The organism is Halobellus sp. Atlit-38R (genome assembly GCF_003665925.1).
Classification (GTDB): Archaea; Halobacteriota; Halobacteria; order Halobacteriales; family Haloferacaceae; genus Haloquadratum; species Haloquadratum inordinatus.
Map to the genome: position 1 here is coordinate 53229 of NZ_QXIJ01000003.1, position 18239 is coordinate 71467.

At 68.5% G+C, this 18239-nt stretch carries 18 protein-coding genes; 3 read left to right on the top strand and 15 right to left on the bottom strand.

The genetic code is table 11. From position 1 onward, the window contains the following. Nucleotides 1-198: 198 nt before the first annotated feature. Nucleotides 199-894, top strand: coding sequence for a DUF6989 domain-containing protein (locus D3D02_RS04905; RefSeq protein ID WP_147435574.1), 696 nt, complete (start codon nucleotides 199-201; stop codon nucleotides 892-894). A gap of 36 nt (nucleotides 895-930) precedes the next feature. On the opposite strand, the gene D3D02_RS04910 is transcribed toward D3D02_RS04905, so the two are convergent. Genes D3D02_RS04910 through D3D02_RS04940 form a run of 7 tightly spaced genes read right to left on the bottom strand, consistent with a single transcriptional unit; the run spans nucleotide 931 to nucleotide 8309 of the window. Beyond that, entirely contained in the window at nucleotides 931-1506 is a 576-nt protein-coding gene (locus tag D3D02_RS04910; RefSeq protein ID WP_121568880.1) for a hypothetical protein, read from the bottom strand. After that, entirely contained in the window at nucleotides 1503-1919 is a 417-nt protein-coding gene (locus D3D02_RS04915; RefSeq protein WP_121568881.1) for a hypothetical protein, read from the bottom strand. Before D3D02_RS04915 ends, D3D02_RS04910 begins: the two co-directional genes overlap by 4 nt. Beyond that, nucleotides 1912-2622, bottom strand: a complete 711-nt coding sequence (locus tag D3D02_RS20260) for a hypothetical protein (RefSeq protein WP_147435575.1) — start codon at nucleotides 2620-2622, stop codon at nucleotides 1912-1914. Before D3D02_RS20260 ends, D3D02_RS04915 begins: the two co-directional genes overlap by 8 nt. Then, nucleotides 2619-3203, bottom strand: coding sequence for a hypothetical protein (locus D3D02_RS04925; protein WP_199723013.1), 585 nt, complete (start codon nucleotides 3201-3203; stop codon nucleotides 2619-2621). The genes D3D02_RS20260 and D3D02_RS04925 overlap by 4 nt, the downstream gene beginning before the upstream one ends. Beyond that, complete coding sequence (locus tag D3D02_RS04930) at nucleotides 3200-3946, bottom strand: flagellin-like protein (protein WP_121568883.1); 747 nt, start codon at nucleotides 3944-3946, stop codon at nucleotides 3200-3202. The genes D3D02_RS04925 and D3D02_RS04930 overlap by 4 nt, the downstream gene beginning before the upstream one ends. Continuing rightward, complete coding sequence (locus D3D02_RS04935; protein ID WP_121569187.1) at nucleotides 3943-5916, bottom strand: type II secretion system F family protein; 1974 nt, start codon at nucleotides 5914-5916, stop codon at nucleotides 3943-3945. Before D3D02_RS04935 ends, D3D02_RS04930 begins: the two co-directional genes overlap by 4 nt. Nucleotides 5917-5945: 29 nt before the next feature. After that, complete coding sequence (locus D3D02_RS04940; protein ID WP_121568884.1) at nucleotides 5946-8309, bottom strand: type II/IV secretion system ATPase subunit; 2364 nt, start codon at nucleotides 8307-8309, stop codon at nucleotides 5946-5948. Between the two features lie 203 nt (nucleotides 8310-8512). Between D3D02_RS04940 and D3D02_RS04945 the strand changes: the two genes are divergently transcribed. Further along, nucleotides 8513-9520 (top strand): terpene synthase family protein, encoded by a 1008-nt coding sequence (locus D3D02_RS04945; protein ID WP_121568885.1) that lies wholly within the window; start codon nucleotides 8513-8515, stop codon nucleotides 9518-9520. Nucleotides 9521-9531: 11 nt separating this feature from the next. Here D3D02_RS04945 and D3D02_RS04950 read toward each other — a convergent pair whose 3' ends face one another. From D3D02_RS04950 to D3D02_RS04975, 6 genes are all read right to left on the bottom strand, one after another. Beyond that, nucleotides 9532-10269: a hypothetical protein gene (locus D3D02_RS04950; protein ID WP_121568886.1), complete on the bottom strand. Its 738-nt coding sequence runs from the start codon at nucleotides 10267-10269 to the stop codon at nucleotides 9532-9534. A 62-nt stretch (nucleotides 10270-10331) separates the two neighbouring features. Then, nucleotides 10332-10904, bottom strand: a complete 573-nt coding sequence (locus D3D02_RS04955) for a hypothetical protein (protein ID WP_233560583.1) — start codon at nucleotides 10902-10904, stop codon at nucleotides 10332-10334. Nucleotides 10905-10906: 2 nt separating this feature from the next. Further along, nucleotides 10907-11680 carry a P-loop NTPase gene (locus tag D3D02_RS04960; protein WP_121568888.1) on the bottom strand — a complete coding sequence of 258 codons (774 nt, stop codon included), beginning with the start codon at nucleotides 11678-11680 and terminating at the stop codon, nucleotides 10907-10909. 69 nt (nucleotides 11681-11749) lie between these two features. Beyond that, nucleotides 11750-13435 (bottom strand): cobyric acid synthase, encoded by a 1686-nt coding sequence (locus tag D3D02_RS04965; protein ID WP_121568889.1) that lies wholly within the window; start codon nucleotides 13433-13435, stop codon nucleotides 11750-11752. Beyond that, nucleotides 13435-14139 (bottom strand): cob(I)yrinic acid a,c-diamide adenosyltransferase, encoded by a 705-nt coding sequence (locus D3D02_RS04970; RefSeq protein WP_121568890.1) that lies wholly within the window; start codon nucleotides 14137-14139, stop codon nucleotides 13435-13437. Before D3D02_RS04970 ends, D3D02_RS04965 begins: the two co-directional genes overlap by 1 nt. A gap of 178 nt (nucleotides 14140-14317) precedes the next feature. Next, the gene (locus D3D02_RS04975) at nucleotides 14318-15313 is read right to left on the bottom strand and encodes a glutathione S-transferase family protein (RefSeq protein ID WP_121569188.1); all 996 of its coding nucleotides are present in this window, start codon (nucleotides 15311-15313) and stop codon (nucleotides 14318-14320) included. A 218-nt stretch (nucleotides 15314-15531) separates the two neighbouring features. On the opposite strand from D3D02_RS04975, the gene D3D02_RS04980 reads away from it, so the two are divergent. Further along, nucleotides 15532-16458, top strand: a complete 927-nt coding sequence (locus D3D02_RS04980; RefSeq protein WP_121568891.1) for a sulfide-dependent adenosine diphosphate thiazole synthase — start codon at nucleotides 15532-15534, stop codon at nucleotides 16456-16458. 102 nt (nucleotides 16459-16560) lie between these two features. Here D3D02_RS04980 and D3D02_RS04985 read toward each other — a convergent pair whose 3' ends face one another. Together D3D02_RS04985 and dcd are read right to left on the bottom strand one after the other, a co-directional pair. After that, the gene (locus tag D3D02_RS04985; RefSeq protein WP_121568892.1) at nucleotides 16561-17481 is read right to left on the bottom strand and encodes a thiamine-phosphate synthase family protein; all 921 of its coding nucleotides are present in this window, start codon (nucleotides 17479-17481) and stop codon (nucleotides 16561-16563) included. After that, nucleotides 17478-18068: a dCTP deaminase gene (gene dcd / locus D3D02_RS04990; RefSeq protein WP_121569189.1), complete on the bottom strand. Its 591-nt coding sequence runs from the start codon at nucleotides 18066-18068 to the stop codon at nucleotides 17478-17480. The genes D3D02_RS04985 and dcd overlap by 4 nt, the downstream gene beginning before the upstream one ends. Nucleotides 18069-18239: the final 171 nt, after the last annotated feature.

The window sequence follows — 18239 nt, forward strand, 5'->3', positions numbered from 1 at the left end:
GTGTCGTGTTCCCCCGAAGCAGCCCTGGTACATCAAACCACCAGTCGATAGAGCGGTTCGAATCGGCTGACGACGACGGGGAGGGTCCGAAAACAGCCAAACGTGATACGCTATGTGAAATTCTGGAAGTGTGATCAGTCCGATCGGGGCTGAAGGAAGTTTTATTTCGGCGCTGGAGCGAGTAGCGCCATCGGCTGGATGAGAGAACCACTCGACGCAGGCAGAAGAGCGATACCGGACCCGGCGGCGCGGACGCTCACGGCGACCGATCGACGAGTGCTCGGCTGGCTCGGCGTGAATCTGCTCGTCTTCGGGCACGTCGTGGTCTTCGAGACGCCGTTGTGGCTGACCTACACGTACAACGGTCTGCTGTACGCGATCGGGATCGGCGTCGCATTGCGGTCGCCGGAGATCCGCGACATCTTCGTGCTCGGGAGCGTCGCAGGCGTGTTAGAAGTGGGTGTCGACGCGTTTCTCGTCTCGACGGGGTCGTTAGTGTATCCGGATTCGCTCCCGATGCTCGTCGGATCGCCGCTGTATATGCCGATCTCGTGGGCGCTCGTCGTCACCTACTTCGGGTACTTCGGACGACGACTCGACGAGATCGCCGGACCCGTCGCCGCGACCCTCGGTCCGGCGGTGACCGGAATGGTACTCGTGGGATTCTTCGAGTACGGGGCACACTACGCCGGCATCTGGAGCTACGCCATCGCACCGTTCGCGATGCTCGGTCACGTCCCGGCGTTCATCGTCGTCGCGGAGGGCGTAATGTTCGCCGCGCTCTACTGGGTCGTTCGACTGCGCCGACCGCTGCTCGGGGGCGTCGGCTTCGCGGCGGTCATCTCCATCAGCTACGTCGGTAGCTACGCGCTGTTTGCCGCACTCGGCGGCTGAGTCGCGGCAGCACGTACCCTTACCGTCCAGCGACGATCAGACGGCCCGCAGCGAGAGCGTCGCCGTCGTCGATTCCGCTGGCGAGACAATCCGGACGCTGACCGCGGCGGCGACGACCGTCGTCTCCCCCGCCCGCTCCTGAACGACGACACCGTCGATCGCTCGACACGGCCCGAAATCGCGTCCGCGACCGGAGGGACAGTGCTCGGCCGCCCAACGAGTAGCCGCCGCATCGTCGAACGTCACGGTCACCGCTCTGCTCTCGTCCGCGTGGGACCGCTCCAGTCGGTCGATATCCGTACCGACAGCCGTCCGGATTCGCTCGACGAGCGAGCGGCGGTCACGCCACGAGACGTCGCGCCCGACGTCCGTTTCGGCGTCCCGGACGGCCGCGCGGAAGGAGGCGGTCAGGCTGCGGTCGATCTCCGCGAGCGACGCAACGTCGACCGCGCCCGCGGCGGTCCGGTCGGCGTCGTAGCCGAGTTGCGCGTAGGCGAGCGTCATCGAGAGGAAGGCGACGGCGACGACCGCGGCCGCGACGAGCACGATCTGTGCGCGGTCGTCGCCCCGGTGCGGTCCGCCACGCGGTGACTGCGGCCAGCGGCGGCTCACGCGTACCACACTCGTAGCGTGACGGTACACCGCCCCGTCGCGAGCGTCGCTCGCCCGGACGGCGCGCCGTTGGGGCGCTGTGGACCGACGGTCCCGTGTGGGAACTCGAGACGCCCGAACGCGGCTGTCGGAAGAACCGCATCCAGTCGAGCGCGAAGGGGGTCGCGTTCGGTTGCGAGTGCGGTCGGCGAGCGACAGGCCGCCGCGAGTCGACTCCGGCCGGCGCCGATCGGCGGCTCCGCGTCGAGGATCGCGAGTGCGTCGGCGGCAGTGCGGTCGAGTTTCGCGTCCGAGCCCCCCTCGGCGGCCGGAATCCAGAGGAACCCGGCGACGACCGCGAGAATCAAGAGCGCGCCCACGGCGGCTTCGAGCAGCGACGTCGCGAGCTGCGCTCGATCGGAGCGGTCACGCACCGACGCTCACCACCAGTCGCTCGACGCTGGCATTTCTTGTGTGCCACGCGACAGTCGCCGCCCCGGCAACGTATGGACCGTCGGCGTCGAATGCGAGCACGAGCGGGTACGCGTCCGGAACGGCGACCGAGTACTCGCCCGCGAGGCCGGACGGGTCGTGGAGGACGACTCTGTTGCCGGCTCGAACTGTCGTCACGCTTCGGCCTCGACGCGGATCCACCGCCACCGTGACGTCTCCCGTGTGGTCCGCGAGCGTGACTTCGCGCCGCTCTGAGAGTTCGATCCGCTCGGTATTCTGAACAGTGTGCTCGACGCGAACGCGGCGTTCGACCCGCTCGAATCCCGCATCGCGGGCGCGACGACCGTCACCAGATGCCGCGGGGGCGCTGCGCTCCACGAGAACGTCGCCGCCGAGCGTGATGCGGATCGACCGTCCCCGGAGAGACGGGACGGCGGCTTCGAGGTCGGACGCGGTCAGATTCCTGACGGCCGCCGAGCTGACGACGTTCGGCCCGCGCGCGTGTGCGGCGTCGGCGTCGACGAGGTACGCGGCGAGGTCGTCTGCAGCGTGCGCCGTCGCCGGATCCCGATCGGCGTCGACGAGCGCATCGTTCGCGAGCGCCATGCCGGCGACCGTGACCGTCGTCACGACGACGACCGCCACGGCGAAGCCGATCAGATTCGCCTGGGCGCGCGACGTCACGTAGCCGCCTCCCGCTCGGTCGTCGACGAAACTGAGCCGCGTGCGCGATCACGCGCTGTGAGGCGAGACGCGCTATCGCCCTCGTCGACGAGTCGAATCGAAAGGCGTCCCTCGGTCACGACGACGACCGCCCGCGACGGCGACGCACTGTCCCACGAGCCGCTGACAGCAGTCGTGTCGGGAACGGTGAGCCGGATTCGTCCGTCGATCGAGGCATCCGGATGAACGAGCCGCAGCGCTGGCCTGGACGTGTCGTTCGCGACGACGACTCGGTAGGGATCACCGCGAATAGCGGGCGGCAGTCGGACGGCGACGCTGCGGTCCGCGCGTACGTCCGTGTCGGTTGGGACCGCCGCTTCGACGCGCTCGGCGGCCGCGAGGAGCGCCCGGTCGCCGAGTTCGGTCCCGACTGCCGCGCGGTAGTCGGGCGCGATGCCGCCGAAGAACGTCGCCGTCAGGAGCGCGACGAACAGCACGCCGACGCCGAGTTCGAGCGTCTTGCCCACGACGGGCGAGAGACCGCGGTCGAACGGCCGACCCCGGGACCGACGCCGCCCTCCCGCGTCGCGGTGCCCGCTCATCGGCCCACCTCGACGGCGAGTCGCACGTCGTGGACGACGAGATAGGCGGTCCGCTCGCCCTCGAAAGACGCGACGACGCTCGGCGTGCCGTCGCCGTCGATGTCGCGGCGTGCGGTCGTCGCGCCGCGTTCCTGCAGGTGACGCTCCCAGGCGGCCGGCGTCGGCGTTTCGATGCCGATGCGGTACGAAGACGCAGGGAGATCGACCCGCTCGGTTCGCGCGTCGGTCCGGAGCGTCATCGCGAGGCGATGGCCGCCGGTCGAGACGCCGTCCGCGCCGCTGGCGTTCAGAACGGGGACCCCGACGTACAGGGTCCCGTTCGCGGGGGCGACCCGACTCGGCGCGACGACGCGACTGCCGCGGTCGTCGCTCTGAACGACGGCCCCAGCGAAGCCGGTGACGCGCTGGCCGCCGTCGGCGTAGACGATCGCCCCGGCGTGGCCCGCCCAGACGACGCCCTCGTCGTCGAGGAGCCACACGGTCCGGTTGACCACCTGAATCGTCCCTGTCGCGAGTTCGACAGTCGCCTCTCGCTCGCCGGGGGCGGGTCCGAGCGCCGTCCCGAAGTCGTCGGCGACCCGCGTCGCGGCCGCGGAGGCCGCCCCATCCTCGACGATCGACCCGGCCGTCGCCGTGAGTCCGCCGACGGCGAGGACGGTTATCCCCAAGAGAAGCGCGACGCCGACGACAGCCGTCTGTGCGCGGTCGTTCCCCGACGCAGAAACGGCGGAGTCGGCGCTCATACCAACCCCGTTCCCGTGAAGACGACGTGACAGATCGCGACCAGACAGCCGGAGTGCAAGAGCGCCTCGTACTGCCCGCGGCTGGCGACGCCGGCGAACCACCCCGAGGCGAGCATCGTCGCCTGGGTGGTCACGTAGACGCGGTACTGATCGCGCGCGAGGTCGACCGCCCCGGGATCGACCGCGACGCCCGAAAGTTCCGACATCGTCGACAGCCGATCGAATCCGGCGAAGACGTTGGCACTCGTCGCGACGCTGATCCCGACGACTAAAAGCGCGGTCGTCCAGCCGACGGCGACGTAGACGAGCATCCCCGATCTGAGCGCGCGTTTCTCGTGATAGAGGCGGCCCACTTCGCTCTGGAGCGTCTCGAAGACGACGCCCGTGTCGCTGCCGGCGTCGAGCGCGCCGATCACGAGGCCGACCGTCTGCTCGGCCATCGGCGTGCCGACGCGGTCGACAAACCGGTCGAGCGCCGCCGTCCGCAGGTCGGTCTCCGCGTCCGCCGTCGGCGTGGTGAGGTGCAGATTCATCGAGAGATCGGCGACGTCACCGTTCAGCGGTCCGAGGTCGACGTCGCGGGCGACGTGTTCGACCGCGGCGGAGAAGGGCCGCCCGAGGTTGACGTGGCCGGAGACGGCGTGGACGAAGTCTTTGAGTTCGTGGTCTTTCGCGTCGTCGAGTCGGGCGCGGCGGACCGCGACGAGGCCGACGGGTATCGCGTAGCCGACGTAGCCGACCAGAAGCGAGATCACGACGTCGACGCCGAGGAGGACGGACGCGACGAGCGCCGCCACGCCGATGGGCGCGAACGCGACGCTCGCGCTCGCGGGGTTCGTCGTCGCCGTGCGGAGTGTACCGACCGTACTCTCGGGTCGGTGATACGTGACGTGCTGGTCCGGCGGTCGGAGCCGGGCGACGAGCCCCGCGGTCCCGAGGCCGACTACGAGGATGAACGCCGCGCTGCCGTAGACGACGAGCGCGCGGAGCGTGACGGGGCCAAGCGGCGTCCCCACCGGTGCCGAGAGCTCTGGCGAGATGATGCTCATCACCGTGAGGACGATGACGAGGAGCGCCGGGAGGACGAGCAACACGACGAACAGTTCCGCGAGCAGTTCGAGAAATCCCTGCGCGCGACGCCGATCCCGGTCCTGTTGGTGTCGCAGCATTCGACTCTCCATCGCGAGATACTCCCGAAGCGCGTCCGAGCCCTGCTCGGCGTGCTCGCGGAACTTCAGCAAGAAGGGCGCGAGCGTGTCCTGTGCCGGCGTGTCGCGGGCAACGCGCCGCAATCCCTCGTCGACGTTCCCCGTCATCGCGGCGGTGTTGAGCGCCTTTCGGAGCGCGACTGCTGTCTCCCCGTAGGCGTCGGTGTCGGCGACGCGCCGGAGCATCGCGCGGCGGCCGTCGCTCCCAGACGCGAGGACGTTCAGGTAGCGGACCGCACTCGGGAGCGTGCGCCCGATGTTCGATCGCCGCGCGGCGGTCAGCCAGCGGAGGTACCGGCCGCCGGCGTAGACGACGCTCCAGTGGACGCCCGCGGCCGCGAGAACGCCGACGAGTCCGGCCAGTGCTGTCGCGTTCCGTCGTGAGATATCGAGGGCGTCGGCGGTGGAGCCACCGATTTCACCGGTACCGACGCCGGTGAGTCGGTCGAGGAGGCCAGCCGCGGCCGATTCGACCAACGTTGGTGGGAGCACGAGTCCGATGGCGACGAGAACCCCACCGGCGAGTACCGCCAGAAGCCACGAGAACGCGTAGACGCGAGCGAGGTACAGATCGAACGCCACAGTCAGGTTGGTTCCGCGATAGGCGCGCCGGTCGCGCTCGTGGCGGCGTGAATCCGCTCGGCTGGCGAACAGCGCGTACGCCGCGCGGTCGAACGGCCCGAGCGAGCGCGTTGCGTGATTCGAGCGCGGCCGAGCCGAATCCGAACGCGGTGTCGGATCAGACGGTGACGACGGTCCCAGATTCGAGCCCTGCTCGGAGTCGCCCCCGCTCACGGCTTCCGTCCTCCGGACCGATCGCGAGTCCGCACCGAAGCGTCGTCTGCGGTTCCAGTCCCGCGTTCGGACGGCGGCGACTCGGTATCGGGCTCGGCAGTCTGGTGTGCACGCTGCCGCCGGACCCGTTCGACGGTCGCGGCCTCGTCAGTCCGGAGATCCGAGAGGAACCCGAACAGCCGGTCGACGTCGGTCACGTCCTCCTGGAGGAGATACTCGACGTAGCCGCGCTTCCGACGGAACTCGCGTTCGATCGTCTCGACGTCCTGGTCTGTCGCGTCGGCGATGCGGTGGAACACGCGGAGCGCGCGGCGGTGCGTCTCACCCGCGGTAGCGGCATTGTCGCCGCCGAGCGACGGGTGATCGTAGGCCATCGCGAACGACCCGTCGGTCTCGCGCCAGAGGATCGTGTTGTAGTAGAGGTTCGTCCCGTCCTTCTCAACGACGCCCGTCCGCGCGGACGCGGGAAGTTCCTCGTGTTCGGATTCCGAAAGGAGTTCGACGACCGAGCCGACGTACCGCTCGCCGTCGACGCGGCGGGGGAAGACGACCAAGTCGAGTTCGCGCAGGAGATACACGGGCAGTCCCTGCTCGACGACGCGGTTCACAAGCGTCTCGATGTCTTCGGCGTGTGTGGTGCCGACGACGCCGTGGCCGGTGTTCAGCACTTCGGCGAAAGTTTCGAACGACTCCGGGGTGTTGACCTCGGCGATGACTTCCACGTCGGGGTTCAGATAGTTCGCTTCAGTCATCAGATCCGCCATCGAGACGCGCTTGTACTCGTTCTCGTGGTCGCGCGTCGTCAGCGACACGCCGGTCTCGTGGGGGAGATACACCTCGCGAGACCCCTCGTCGATGCTGATCGGGCGGTGGTCGTACGGGATGAAGGGCATATGGGCGTTCATCAGCGTCGTCTTGCCGGCCCCGGTCGGTCCCGAAAAGAGGACGACGCGGTGGTGCTCGTAGAGGAGCCACAGCAGCGTCACCAGTTCCGTCGGGATCGACCCGAAGCCGACGAGATCGATCGGCGTCAGCGGCGAGGACGCCTGTTTGCGGATCGAGACGTGCGGTCCGTCCTCGGAGATAACCGGGAGCGCGACGGCACACCGGATGGTCTCGCCGTGGCCGGTGGCGTCGGGCGCGACTCCCTCGGGGCGGAGGTTCACCTTCGCGGAGGGTTGGCTGGCGCTGAGTTCGACGCCGTCGGCCGCCGCCAGTTGGGTGACGACGTTGACGAAGCTGGTCTCGTCTTCGAAGGCGAGGTTCGTGGGGACGCGCTCGCCCGCTCGGACGACGTCAGCCCGCGGAACGACCTTCACACGCTCGCCGACCCGATTGGCTTCGACGTCTTCGAGATGCGGGTCGCGGATCGGGACCGTGAGAACGCCCTCGCCGACGTAGTCGCGGAGGACGTAGTAGACGAGGTCGTCGAGTCGGTCCTGGGCGTACCGGCGGTCGACCGGCGGCACGCCGAGTCCGTACGCCGCCAGCGCGTTGCGGGCGCGGTACCGCGTCGCTTCGAGCCACGCGCGGGTGTTGCGCGCGGTGAGGCGGCGCGAGAGGAACTGTCTGGCGCGGTCGCGGATGAATGCCGTCCGGTCCTCGACGACTTCGTCGACGTTGGCTTCCCAGATGCGCTCTTTGCACTCGGCGACGAGTGCTTCGTCACCCGGGAGGAGGTCGGGTTCGAGCACCGCGTACTTCGCCTCGAAGCGGTCGCTACCGAGGAGTCGGTCCCGGTGGACGACGACGTCGACGTCGAACCCCGCAAAGGAGACGGTGTAGTGGCGGAGTCGCTCGCCGGCGACCCGCGTCGCGAACTCGGCGTCCGCGCGGAACGGCGTGACCGCGGGCGCGTAGTTGTCGGTGTGAACGACGAGCGCACCGTCGGTCTCGCCTTCGACGTCGACGACGTCGACGCGGTCGTCGAGCGCTATCGGCGTCACGGGGCCAAGCAAGCGCAATTCGCAGGTCGCGTAGTAGTCGAGGCGGCGGCGGGTGGCGGGGGCGACGTCGAGGAGCCGATCGAGGACGCGCCGGTACTTCGGCGGCAACCCCGCGGCCGCTCGCTCGGCAGTCCCCTGACGAGTGAGCGGCCGGCGGACGTCCACGCCCGAAAAGTAATCTAACACTGACACGAGCGCGCGTTCGGAGTCGGCTCCAAGGGCCGGCTCTCGAATCTGATACGAGAAGCCGACACCGTCGGGGGCGTCGCGGATTGTCGTGACGACGCCGGGCGTGACCTCGTACTGTGCGCGGACTGTCGGTGCGTACCACGCGTCGGTGCTGTCCGGTGGTTCTGGCGCCGGAACGACCGGCGCGTCAGGGACTTTGGCGTCCCGTTGCGCGGCCGAAGTCATCCCGCCCCCACGGGGACGCGTCGATCATACATTACCGTCGCTTCTTCCCCGTTCGTATATAAACGCTCGCGGCAGTTATCTCGGGCGATAATCGAAGGACTGCGTCGAGGTCATCGTTATTTTCAGTTGACAGTAATCACATCACTTATTCTGGTCGACGGAAACCAGGAACCATCGGAGCGATCGAAGATCCCGCCGCGACTGTGGTTGCATCGATCGACGGCGACAGAGCCGCAGCACTCCTCGAGTCGATCGCGGATCACGAACTACCGCCGGCGCTCGGCGACCTCGTGTCGGAGTATCAGTCCTTCGAGGCGGCCCGGCCCGCGTTCATCTGGAAGTGGGTCCACCACCTCGCACCGGCGAACACGATGCCCTTCGTCGACGAGATCCACCACGAGCGCGTCGCCACGAACAAGACGATGCTCGTGTTGTTCGTCACCATCCTGGACGACCTCCTGGAGCAGTACCGCGACTACGAGACGTTCGACGCGATCGCCAGTCTGGCTCGGGCGGGGGATCGCCTCGACGGCGAGGACGTAGTCGCTGTCGGAGCCCGCTCGGACGCAGTCGACGACGGGTACGTCGCGTTCGCAGCACGCGTGTGGGAGACGCTCGTCTCCCGTCTCGAACGGGGGGCGAAGTTCCAGCAGTACGTCCCGCGGTTCCGGTTCGACGTGAGACAGATCGTCACAGCGATCGAGTACAGCACCCTCGTCATCGAGCGCCCAGAGCAGGCGACCATCCACGATCTCCGGCGGTACGAGACGCACAATATGGGAATGCACAGTTACCTCGACATCGACCTGATGCACGGCTCGGCCGACCTCGCCCGGGCGACAGCAGATCTTCGGGCGGCGGTCGACGCCGCCCAGCAGATGGCGCGGATCGGCAACTGGGTCAGCACCTGGGAACGGGAGGTGTTAGAAGGCGACGTCAGTTCCGGAGTCGTCGTCGCCGCGCTCGAACGCGGGGTTGTCGACCCCGAGGAACTCCCGAATCCCGACGATCCGGACGCCGAAGCGGCGGCACGCGTCATCGACCGGATCGACGACCACGACCTCGAATCGGAGTTCCTCGACGAGTGGAACGTGCAGTATCGACGGCTCGAAACCCTTCGCGATCGGATCGACGCCGTGGACCTGGGTCCGTTTGTCGAAGGGACCAAAGAGGTCCTGCGCTATCATCTCGCGAGCCGCGGTTTCAAGTAACTGCGCCGCTCTCAAGCGCCACTGAACCGCTCGCGCTCGCGGCGACACACCCGCTCCCAGAGCGTGAAGAGCGAACTCCCGAGCCCGTATCGCTCGTCGATAGTGCGTACCCACTCGTCGTCGGTAAAGAGCAGGTACTGAAGTCGTCGGACCGTCGGATCGAGGTCCTCCATCGCGAGGTCACCGACGTAGTAGCCGACAGTCTGATCGCGCGCCTCGGCGATCAGTTCCGGAGGGACGCCGATGCCGCACTCGGTCGCGACGTAGTCGAACCACTCCAGATGCAGGATGGCGTCGGCGAACGCGAACCGATCGGCGAAGCCCGAGACGGACTCGATCGCGGGAGCCCCGCGGGAGACGACGTCGTCGGGGCGGCTGAACCGCGGCAACGAGAGGTGATCGATCGTCGCGGCGTACTGGTCGGCGACGCGCCTGAGTCGCCAGTCGGCGTAGGCCGTCGGCGCAGTCAGTGAGAGTTCGTACCACACGGGCGTCCACTCCAAGAAGGGGAGCCCGAACGCGGCGTCGGCGTAGAGGTCCGCGGCGATCAGGCGATTGACCGCGGGCGCGACGTCCGCGCCGGTTCGGTTCGCCCGCATTGCCGTCTCCGCTTCGTCGATGAAGCCCGAGAGGTCGCCAGTGTGAAACCCCATTCCGTCGGCGACACGCAGGAGATACTCTCCTCCGGGCCGGAACCAGTCGGCGAAGTCCGACGCCGTCCGCGCGCGCAACAGCGAGAAGACGCTCACACGACCCCTAGGAGGTCCGTTGGTATATATAGTCGCGTTTGACTGCGCACGGCATCTGTCCGTTATCCTGACGGGTCCGGCGGTTCCTCACCGTCGAGTTGCTCCGCCAGACCCCACTCGGCGGCCCGCGCTTGCGCTTCTGCGCGCGCCTCGTCGCGAATCGCGTCGATGCGGTCGGCGTCGGCGAGAAACGCTTCGACCGCACTCGCTCCCGCGGCGTCGGCTAGCCGATCCTCGGGCGCGGCGTCGCGCGTTCGGTCGACGAGCGTCTCGTCGTCCGCGAGGACGTCGGCCGGCGCGGAAGGGGCGACGCGGAGTTCCTCGACCCGATGGGCTGCCGCCAGCGCGTCAGCCGCGAGTTCGTACACCTCGGCGTGAAACAGGTCGCCGGTGAGCGCGTCGAGCGCCTCGCGGCCGCCGGCGTCGCTCGCGGAGTGGTACGCCAGCACGGGGACGCCCGCCTCGAACGTGAGGACCGCCCGCTCGTCGTTCCCGAAGAGGATGGATCCCTGTGGCTCGAAGACGACGTAGCCGGTGAGTTCGCGGTCGAGCACGCCCGCGAGCGTCTCGCCGATATCGGCGTCGGTCCGCGAGCGGCAGAGTTCGCCCTCGGGAATGTGTCCGTCGGCCACCATCGTCAGGGACGGTCCGGGACGACGGCGCTCCGGAAGCGGTCCGCGACGCCCGCGGCGCCGCCCGCCCGGACGTCGAGATTCTCGGCGGCCTCGTGGAAGGCGTCGGCTGCGGGATCAGTCGGCGCGTGTGCGAGGAGCGGCTCGCCCGCCCGCCGTGCGGCCCGCACCGCGTCGCTCTCGGGGACGCTCGCCAGCGCCGTCCCACCGAAGTAGCGCGCGGCCTGCTCCGAAATCGTCTCGACGTCTTCGTCGGGGCGGACACGGTTGAAGAGCACGCCAGCCGTCTCGGTGCCGTACGAGCGCGCGTACTCCTGTACCTTCAGCCCGTCAGAGAGCGAGGGAACCGTCGGCTGGAGGACGACGACGACGCGATCGGCGAGAACAACCGGTAACACGGCGCTTTTCGAGCCGAGCGCCGCGGGGGAATCGAGCAGGAGGACGTCGGTGTCGGCTGCAAGCTCGGCGACGACGTCCCGAAGGGTACCCGGATCGGCGGCCTCGAACGCCGTGAGACTCGTTCCGCAGGGAACGACCGACATCCCGAACCGGTCGTAGACGGCGTCCTCGACCGCGACGTCGCGATCTGAGACCAGGAGGTCGTGCAGTGTCACGTCGGCGTCGTCGAGTCCCGCGTGAAAGAGGAGATTCGCCATCCCGGTGTCGGCGTCGATGACCGTGACGTCGTACCGCTCGGCGAGCGCCATCCCGAGCGCCAGCGTGCTCGTCGTCTTTCCAGTGCCGCCTTTCCCGCTCGCGACGGCGAACGCCTCGACCATACCCGAACCTCGCGGTACCCGCTGAAAAGTCTTCGAGTCCGATTCTCGGCTGTGATTCCGTGACGGCGCTCAGGTGGATCGCGTCATATCGGGCACGAGGGCGTCAAGTGGGAGCGAGTCGACGAGATCCGCAGCGCGCGCGTAGGCGGTCGCGTCGGTCGCGCCGGTGCCGGCGGTGTCGGTTCGCGCGCCGTCCGTCAGCCGTGATACTCCCGCGGACTCGAAGACCGCGTCGACGAACGCCTCGCGGGCGGTCTCGTTCTCGAAGAGGCCGTGGAGGTACGTCCCGAGTGCGTTGCCCGACGCCGCCCCGAGCGACACCGGCTCGCGGTCCACTGTCGAGAACGGCGTCTCGGTCGGAGTCGCGTGGGCGTCGGCCGCATCGGCCGTCCGCGTCTCGCCGGCGTGGATCTCGTAGCCCGCAACGACGCCCGAGGCGCCGGCGAGCGGTCCCGTTCCGTCCAGCGTCCACGAGACGGGGGCGACGCGCTTCCGACGGGAGAACGTCGTCTCCACTGGCAGCAGTCCGATTCCGGGGAGTTCCGCGTCCCCCGCGTCGCCGGTACTCTCCACGTCGGCGTCGACGAGGCGCTCGCCGAGGAGTTGGTAGCCGCCGCAGAGGCCGACGACGGGGCCCTCGAAGTCCCGCAGGCGCTCGTGGAAGCCGGCCTCGCGGAGCGTCCGGAGGTCGTCGGTCGTGTTCTTCGTCCCGGTCAGGACGACCGCGTCGGCGTCCGCGAGCGGTGCGTCGAGAGGAACGAACGCGACCCGGACGCCCGGAACGGCCGCGAGGGGGTCGACGTCGGCCGTGTTCGACGCCCGTGGGAGTCGGGGGACGGCGACGGTGACGACCTGTGCCTCGGGAACGCCGTCGTCGTCGCCGCGGACCGACCGCTCGCCGGCGGCCGGGAGCGAGACGCTGTCCTCGTCGGGGAGGCCAGGGTCGTCGTACGGGAGCACCGCGAGAACTGGCACGCCGGTGCGCTCCTCGATCTCCGCGATACCGGGGTCGAGCAGCGAGCGGTCGCCGCGGAACTTCGTGATCGCGACGCCGACGACACGGTCGCGCACGTCGTCGGGCAGCAGTTCGAGCGTGCCCAGGATGGACGCGAACACGCCGCCGCGCTCGATGTCGGCGACGAGCAGGACGGTGGCGTCGGCGAAGCGCGCCGTCTCGACGTTCGCTAGGTCCCGGTCGTGGAAGTTCACCTCCGCGATCGACCCCGCGCCCTCGGCGACGACGACGTCGTGATCGGCCGCGAGCCGCGCGTGCGCCGCTTCCGCCGCCTGACGGGCATCGTCCCAGTGCTCGGCGTAGTAGTCGCCCGCGGCGTAGTGGCCGACCGCGACCCCGTCGACGACGAGTTGGGATTCGCCTCCGCCGCGCGGCTTCAAGAGGACGGGGTTGTGGTCGGTCGTCGGCCGGACGCCGGCCGCGCGGGACTGGACGTACTGGGAGACGCCGATCTCGCCGAACGCCGGGCTGTAATCGGTCTCGGTGGCGGGGCCGGAGTCGGAGCGGGGGCCGGAGCCGTGGGCCTCACCAGTCTGTACCGCGCTCGGCCGCACGACCGCCCGCGCCTCGTTGCTCATATTCTGCGCCTTGAACGGCGCGACGTCGACGCCGGCGTCAGCGAGACGGCGGCAGAGCCCGGCAGCCACGGTGCTCTTGCCGACGTGACTGGCCGTCCCCGCGACGAGGATCGTCTCGGCGGCACCGCTGTCGTCGCCGCCCGCTCCGACGTCGTCGGCCATCAGTACTCGGTGCCTTTCCGGGCGCGAACGCCCGCGTCGAAGGGGTGTTTCACCTTTCGCACTTCGGTCACGAGGTCGGCGGCGTCGAGCAGGTAGGTCGGCTCCGAGTGGCTCCCGGTGAGGACGAGTTCGAGGGTGTCGGGTTTCTCGTCGATCAGATCGAGGACGTCAGCCTCCGCGAGGAGGTCCTGCTCGACAGCGTAGAGGATCTCGTCGAGGACGAGCAGGTGAACGCCGTCCGTGGGGTCGCCGTCGAGGTCGAGCGGGGCCGTCAGGTCCGCGTCGGCCGCGCCGTTCATAATCTCCCGCGTTCGTTCGAGCGCGCCGCGGGCCTTCGCGTGGTGCTCGTCGTCGTCGGAGCCGTCGAGCAGGCCGTGCCAGCCGTAGTGACCCGTGTTCTCGTAGGAGATCCCGGGGACGGCCGCGATGGCGTTGTACTCGCCGCGGACGCCTTCGACCGAGTCGGCGCCGCCCTTCAGGAACTGGAGGACGTGGACGCGGTAGCCGTGGCCGGCCGCGCGGAAGGCCATCCCGAGCGACGCCGTCGTCTTTCCCTTGCCGTCGCCCCACCACGCCTGCACCAGGCCGAACTCCGCGGGGGCCGCGGGCTCGATGTCGGTCGCGGACGGGCGGACGCCGCCGCCCGGCGTCCGGCGTCGGGTCTCCGCTGGCGTCCCTGCGGTCGCGTCGTCGCTGTCAGTCATACGCGAGGAGAGGGAGGGGTCGGACAAGAAGGCGACGCGTTGATCCGGGCGAGCGTCGCGGTGGGAGCCGGTCAGTCGACCGCGCGTGGAGAAGCCGTGCTAGGGAGTATCGTAGCTGTTCGGAGAGTCTCGCCGTATCGTCCGGCGAGGAGTCTATGGAGACGTACGATAGTCCCTATCAGTCGTCGGCGAGGGCGGCGTCAGCCCGGAGTGCAGGGGGAAGGTCGGCTGGCAGCCGATCGCGGTCGTGCGGCTCTGAGAAGTCGATGTCGGGGCCGGACGGGACGAGTCGCTTCGGGTTCACGTCGTCGTGGCTCATATAGTAGTGCCGCGTGATGTGGTCGAGGTTCACCGTCTCGGCGACGCCCGGGAACTGGTAGATCTCCTTCGTGTAGTTCCAGAGATTCGGATACTCGTGGATCGCCCGGCGGTTGCACTTGAAGTGGGTGTGATAGACGTGGTCGAACCGGATCAGCGTCGCGAACATCGCGATGTCGGCCTCGGTGAACACGTCGCCGGCGAGGAAGCGCTGCTCGTCGAGGACGGCCTCCCAGCGGTCGAGCGCGTCGAAGAGGTCCTCGATCGCTGCCTCGTGAGCCGCCTGCGTGTCGGCGAACCCGGCGCGGTAGACGCCGTTGTTGATCGGCTCGTAGATCTCGTCGATCGCCTGATCGACCGCGTCGCGGTAGCCCTCGGGCCAGAGATCGACACCGTTGGCGTCGTCGAACTCGGTGTCGAGCATCCGCATAATCTCGCGGGACTCGTTGTTGACGATTGTCTCGCGCTCGCGATCCCAGAGGACGGGAACGGTCACGCGGCCGGTGTAGTCTGCGTCCGCACGCGTGTAGATGTCGCGGAGGTAGTCCTCGCCGTAGACCGGATCGGGGTACTCCTCGGAGAACTCCCAGCCGTCCTCGTAGCGGACGGGCTCGACGATCGACAGCGAGATGTCGTCTTCCAGCCCGAGCAGGCGGCGGGCCATCGCCACGCGGTGGGCCCACGGACAGGCACGGGAGATGTAGACGTGATAGCGACCCGACTCGGCGGGGTATTCGGCGTCCGGATCGTCCTGAATCCAGTCGCGGAACGTCGTCTCCTGTCGGTCGAACTCTCCGTCCTCGTTCGTGGCCTGGTAGGCGTCGGTCCGCCACTCGCCGTCGACGAGCATATTCATCGGCGGACACCTCCGCGCGCCGCTGTGGAACGTGTAAGCGTCGAAGATCCGTTCATTGTGTCTGGACGAGGTGGCGTAGCCGTGTAAGTCGTTCGGCCACCGAAGTCGTTCGGCCACCGAACGCCTCCCGGGGACGGCAGTGAGCGTCACGGACGGGGCGACGCCGCGCTCGGCTTGTCATCGGAACGTCTTAGTAGCAAGTAATACCACTGAGTAGTATGTCGGAGTTCACCGGATTCGCAGACGTAAGCGAAGCGCAGGTAACGCGAGCGATCGCCAGCGACTGGAGCGAGGAGTTCCTCGGTCGGGTCGACACCGACGTCATCATCGTCGGCGGCGGTCCTTCGGGACTCGTCACGGCGACGGAACTGGCCGAGCGCGGCGTCGACGTGACCATCGTCGAGAAGAACAACTACCTCGGCGGCGGCTTCTGGCTCGGCGGGTTCCTGATGAACAAGGTGACAGTGCGGGACCCCGCGCAGGCGGTGCTGGACGAACTCGGCGTCCCCTACGAGGAGTCCGACGAAGCGCCCGGCCTGTACGTCGCCGACGGACCGCACGCCGTCTCGGCGCTCATCGAGGCCGCCTGCGACGCCGGCGCGGCGATACAGAATATGACCGAGTTCACCGACGTCGTCGTCCGCGAGGGCGACCGCGTCGGCGGCGTCGTCCTCAACTGGACGCCGGTCCACGCGCTCCCCCGCGAACTCACCTGCGTCGACCCTGTCGCCGTCGAGTCCGACCTCGTCGTCGACGCCACCGGCCACGAGGCCGTCGTCATCTCGAAGCTCGCAGAGCGGGACGTCCTGGACGCGCCGGGCATCGAACACGCGAGCGAGCACACCACGGGGATGGACGCGACCGGCGACGACGAGTACGGCGCGCCCGGTCACGACTCCCCTGGCCACGACTCGATGTGGGTCAGCAAATCCGAGGATCAGGTCGTCGAACACACCGGCGTGGTCCATCCGGGCGTCGTCACCACCGGGATGGCCGTCGCCACCGTCGACGGACTGCCCCGAATGGGTCCCACGTTCGGCGCGATGCTCCTCTCGGGCAAGCGTGGCGCGCAAGCGTGTCTCGACGAACTGGAGCGCGACGCCGCCCCCGTCGACTTCGCACCGGGTGCGCCCGCGGACGACTGATACTGTCGGACAGAACGATGTGAAAATCATCGCCACCCCGTGGGTGCCAATATGATTCACGAACTGCTGTCCGGCAGTACGAGCCTCGCGAACGGAGATGGCCTACTGCTCGGGACGGAGAAGCGTCTTGACCGCCGTGACGACCGCGTCGGCGTCGGGACCGAGCACGTAGGTGATCGGCTCGATGCCGTACCCGCCGGTCTGATAGCAGACGAACGTCTCCGAGAGCGTCTCGGGGCCGCGTTCTTCGATCGACTCCCGGATCGGGTCGGTCGGCGCGTCGGGGTCGAACTCCACCGTGTCGTAGCCCGCCGCGTCGAGATCAGCGACGAGCTGGGAGTCGTAGCGGACGTTGATCGCCGCGCGGACGTCACAGCCGGCCTCGCGCGCCGAGAGGAGCACCGACGCGACGTGCTCGCTGACGCCGAACTCGGGATCGCTCGGGACCGTCGCGCGGCCCTTCACGTCGAAAATGCGGCCGGGGACGCCCGCGACGTCGTCGACAGTCGCCGCGTCGGGAAGGCACTCGACGAGGTTCGAGCCGACGTTCGGGATGAGTCCCGCGAAGCCGCTCGCGTTGGTGAGCCGGCGGAGCGCCTGCCGGACGGACGACCGCACCTGCTCGCTCGTACGGAGCCCGCTCTCGGGGTCGTGAATCCGCACGTAGCCGTCGTAGTCGGCCAGTTCCGGCATCGCCTCCTCGTGTAGGCGAGCGAGCAGGTCGCCTTCCTCCAACTGGCGGACGAGCACTTCGGCCTCGACGAGGGCCTGCACCCGGCTCATATCGCCCGTCGCGAGCCCGTCGGCGACGCGCTCGACGAGGTCGACGACGCGGTCGTCTTCGAGCACGTCGTCCCGACGGCTGATTTCGCCGTGGGCGTACTTCGAGACGGCCGACTGGCTGATCCCGAGCGCCTCGGCGACCTCGTGTTGGGTCAGGCCGCGGTCGCGGAGTTCCTCGGCGAGCATCGAGCGGAACGTCGGGAGGAACTCCTCGACGACGACCTCCTCGATGAATCTCATTGCCGGTCTCCGGTGAACTCGGGGTCGTCCCCGATCCGCGAGGCCTGCGGCCCCTCCTGTCCCTGGTACTTCGAGCCGCGCTCGACGCCGTAGGGACGGGCCGCGGGCTGGGTAAGTTCCGTAAACACGAGCTGTGAGACGCGCATCCCCGGCGTGAGCGCGACCGGCGCAGTACCGAGATTCGAGAGTTCGAGCGTGATCTGACCCTCGTAGCCCGGGTCGACGATCCCGGCCGTCGCGTGGATCACGATCGCGAGTCGCCCGAGCGAGGATCGGCCCTCGACCGTCGCGAGGAGGTCCGGCGGGATCTCGACGCGCTCTTTAGTCGTCCCGAGGACGAAGTCGCCGGGGTGGAGGATGAACTCCTCTCCCTCGGGGACCCGGGTCTCGGTCACGTACTCGGAGACTTCGGCCTCACGGTTCGGGTGGATGCACGAGATGTTGGTCCGCTGGAACTCCAGGAACTCCTCGCCGAGCCGCAGATCCAGGCTCGCCGGCTGGACCTGCATATCGAGGTCGTCGATGGGGTCGACGACCAGGTCCCCAGTTTCTAAGCGAGCCAGGATGTCGTCGTCCGAGAGTATCATCGTCAGAACGAGCGTGAGCGAGGGACGTAAAGTCATCCTTCCGAGAGAGTCAGCCGAGCGGAGTGACGGCCAATAGGGAGTATCGTAACTGTTCGGAGAGTCTCGCCGTACTATCCGGGGAGGAATCTATGCGGACGTACGATAACCCCTACAAGCGGACAAAGCGAGGAC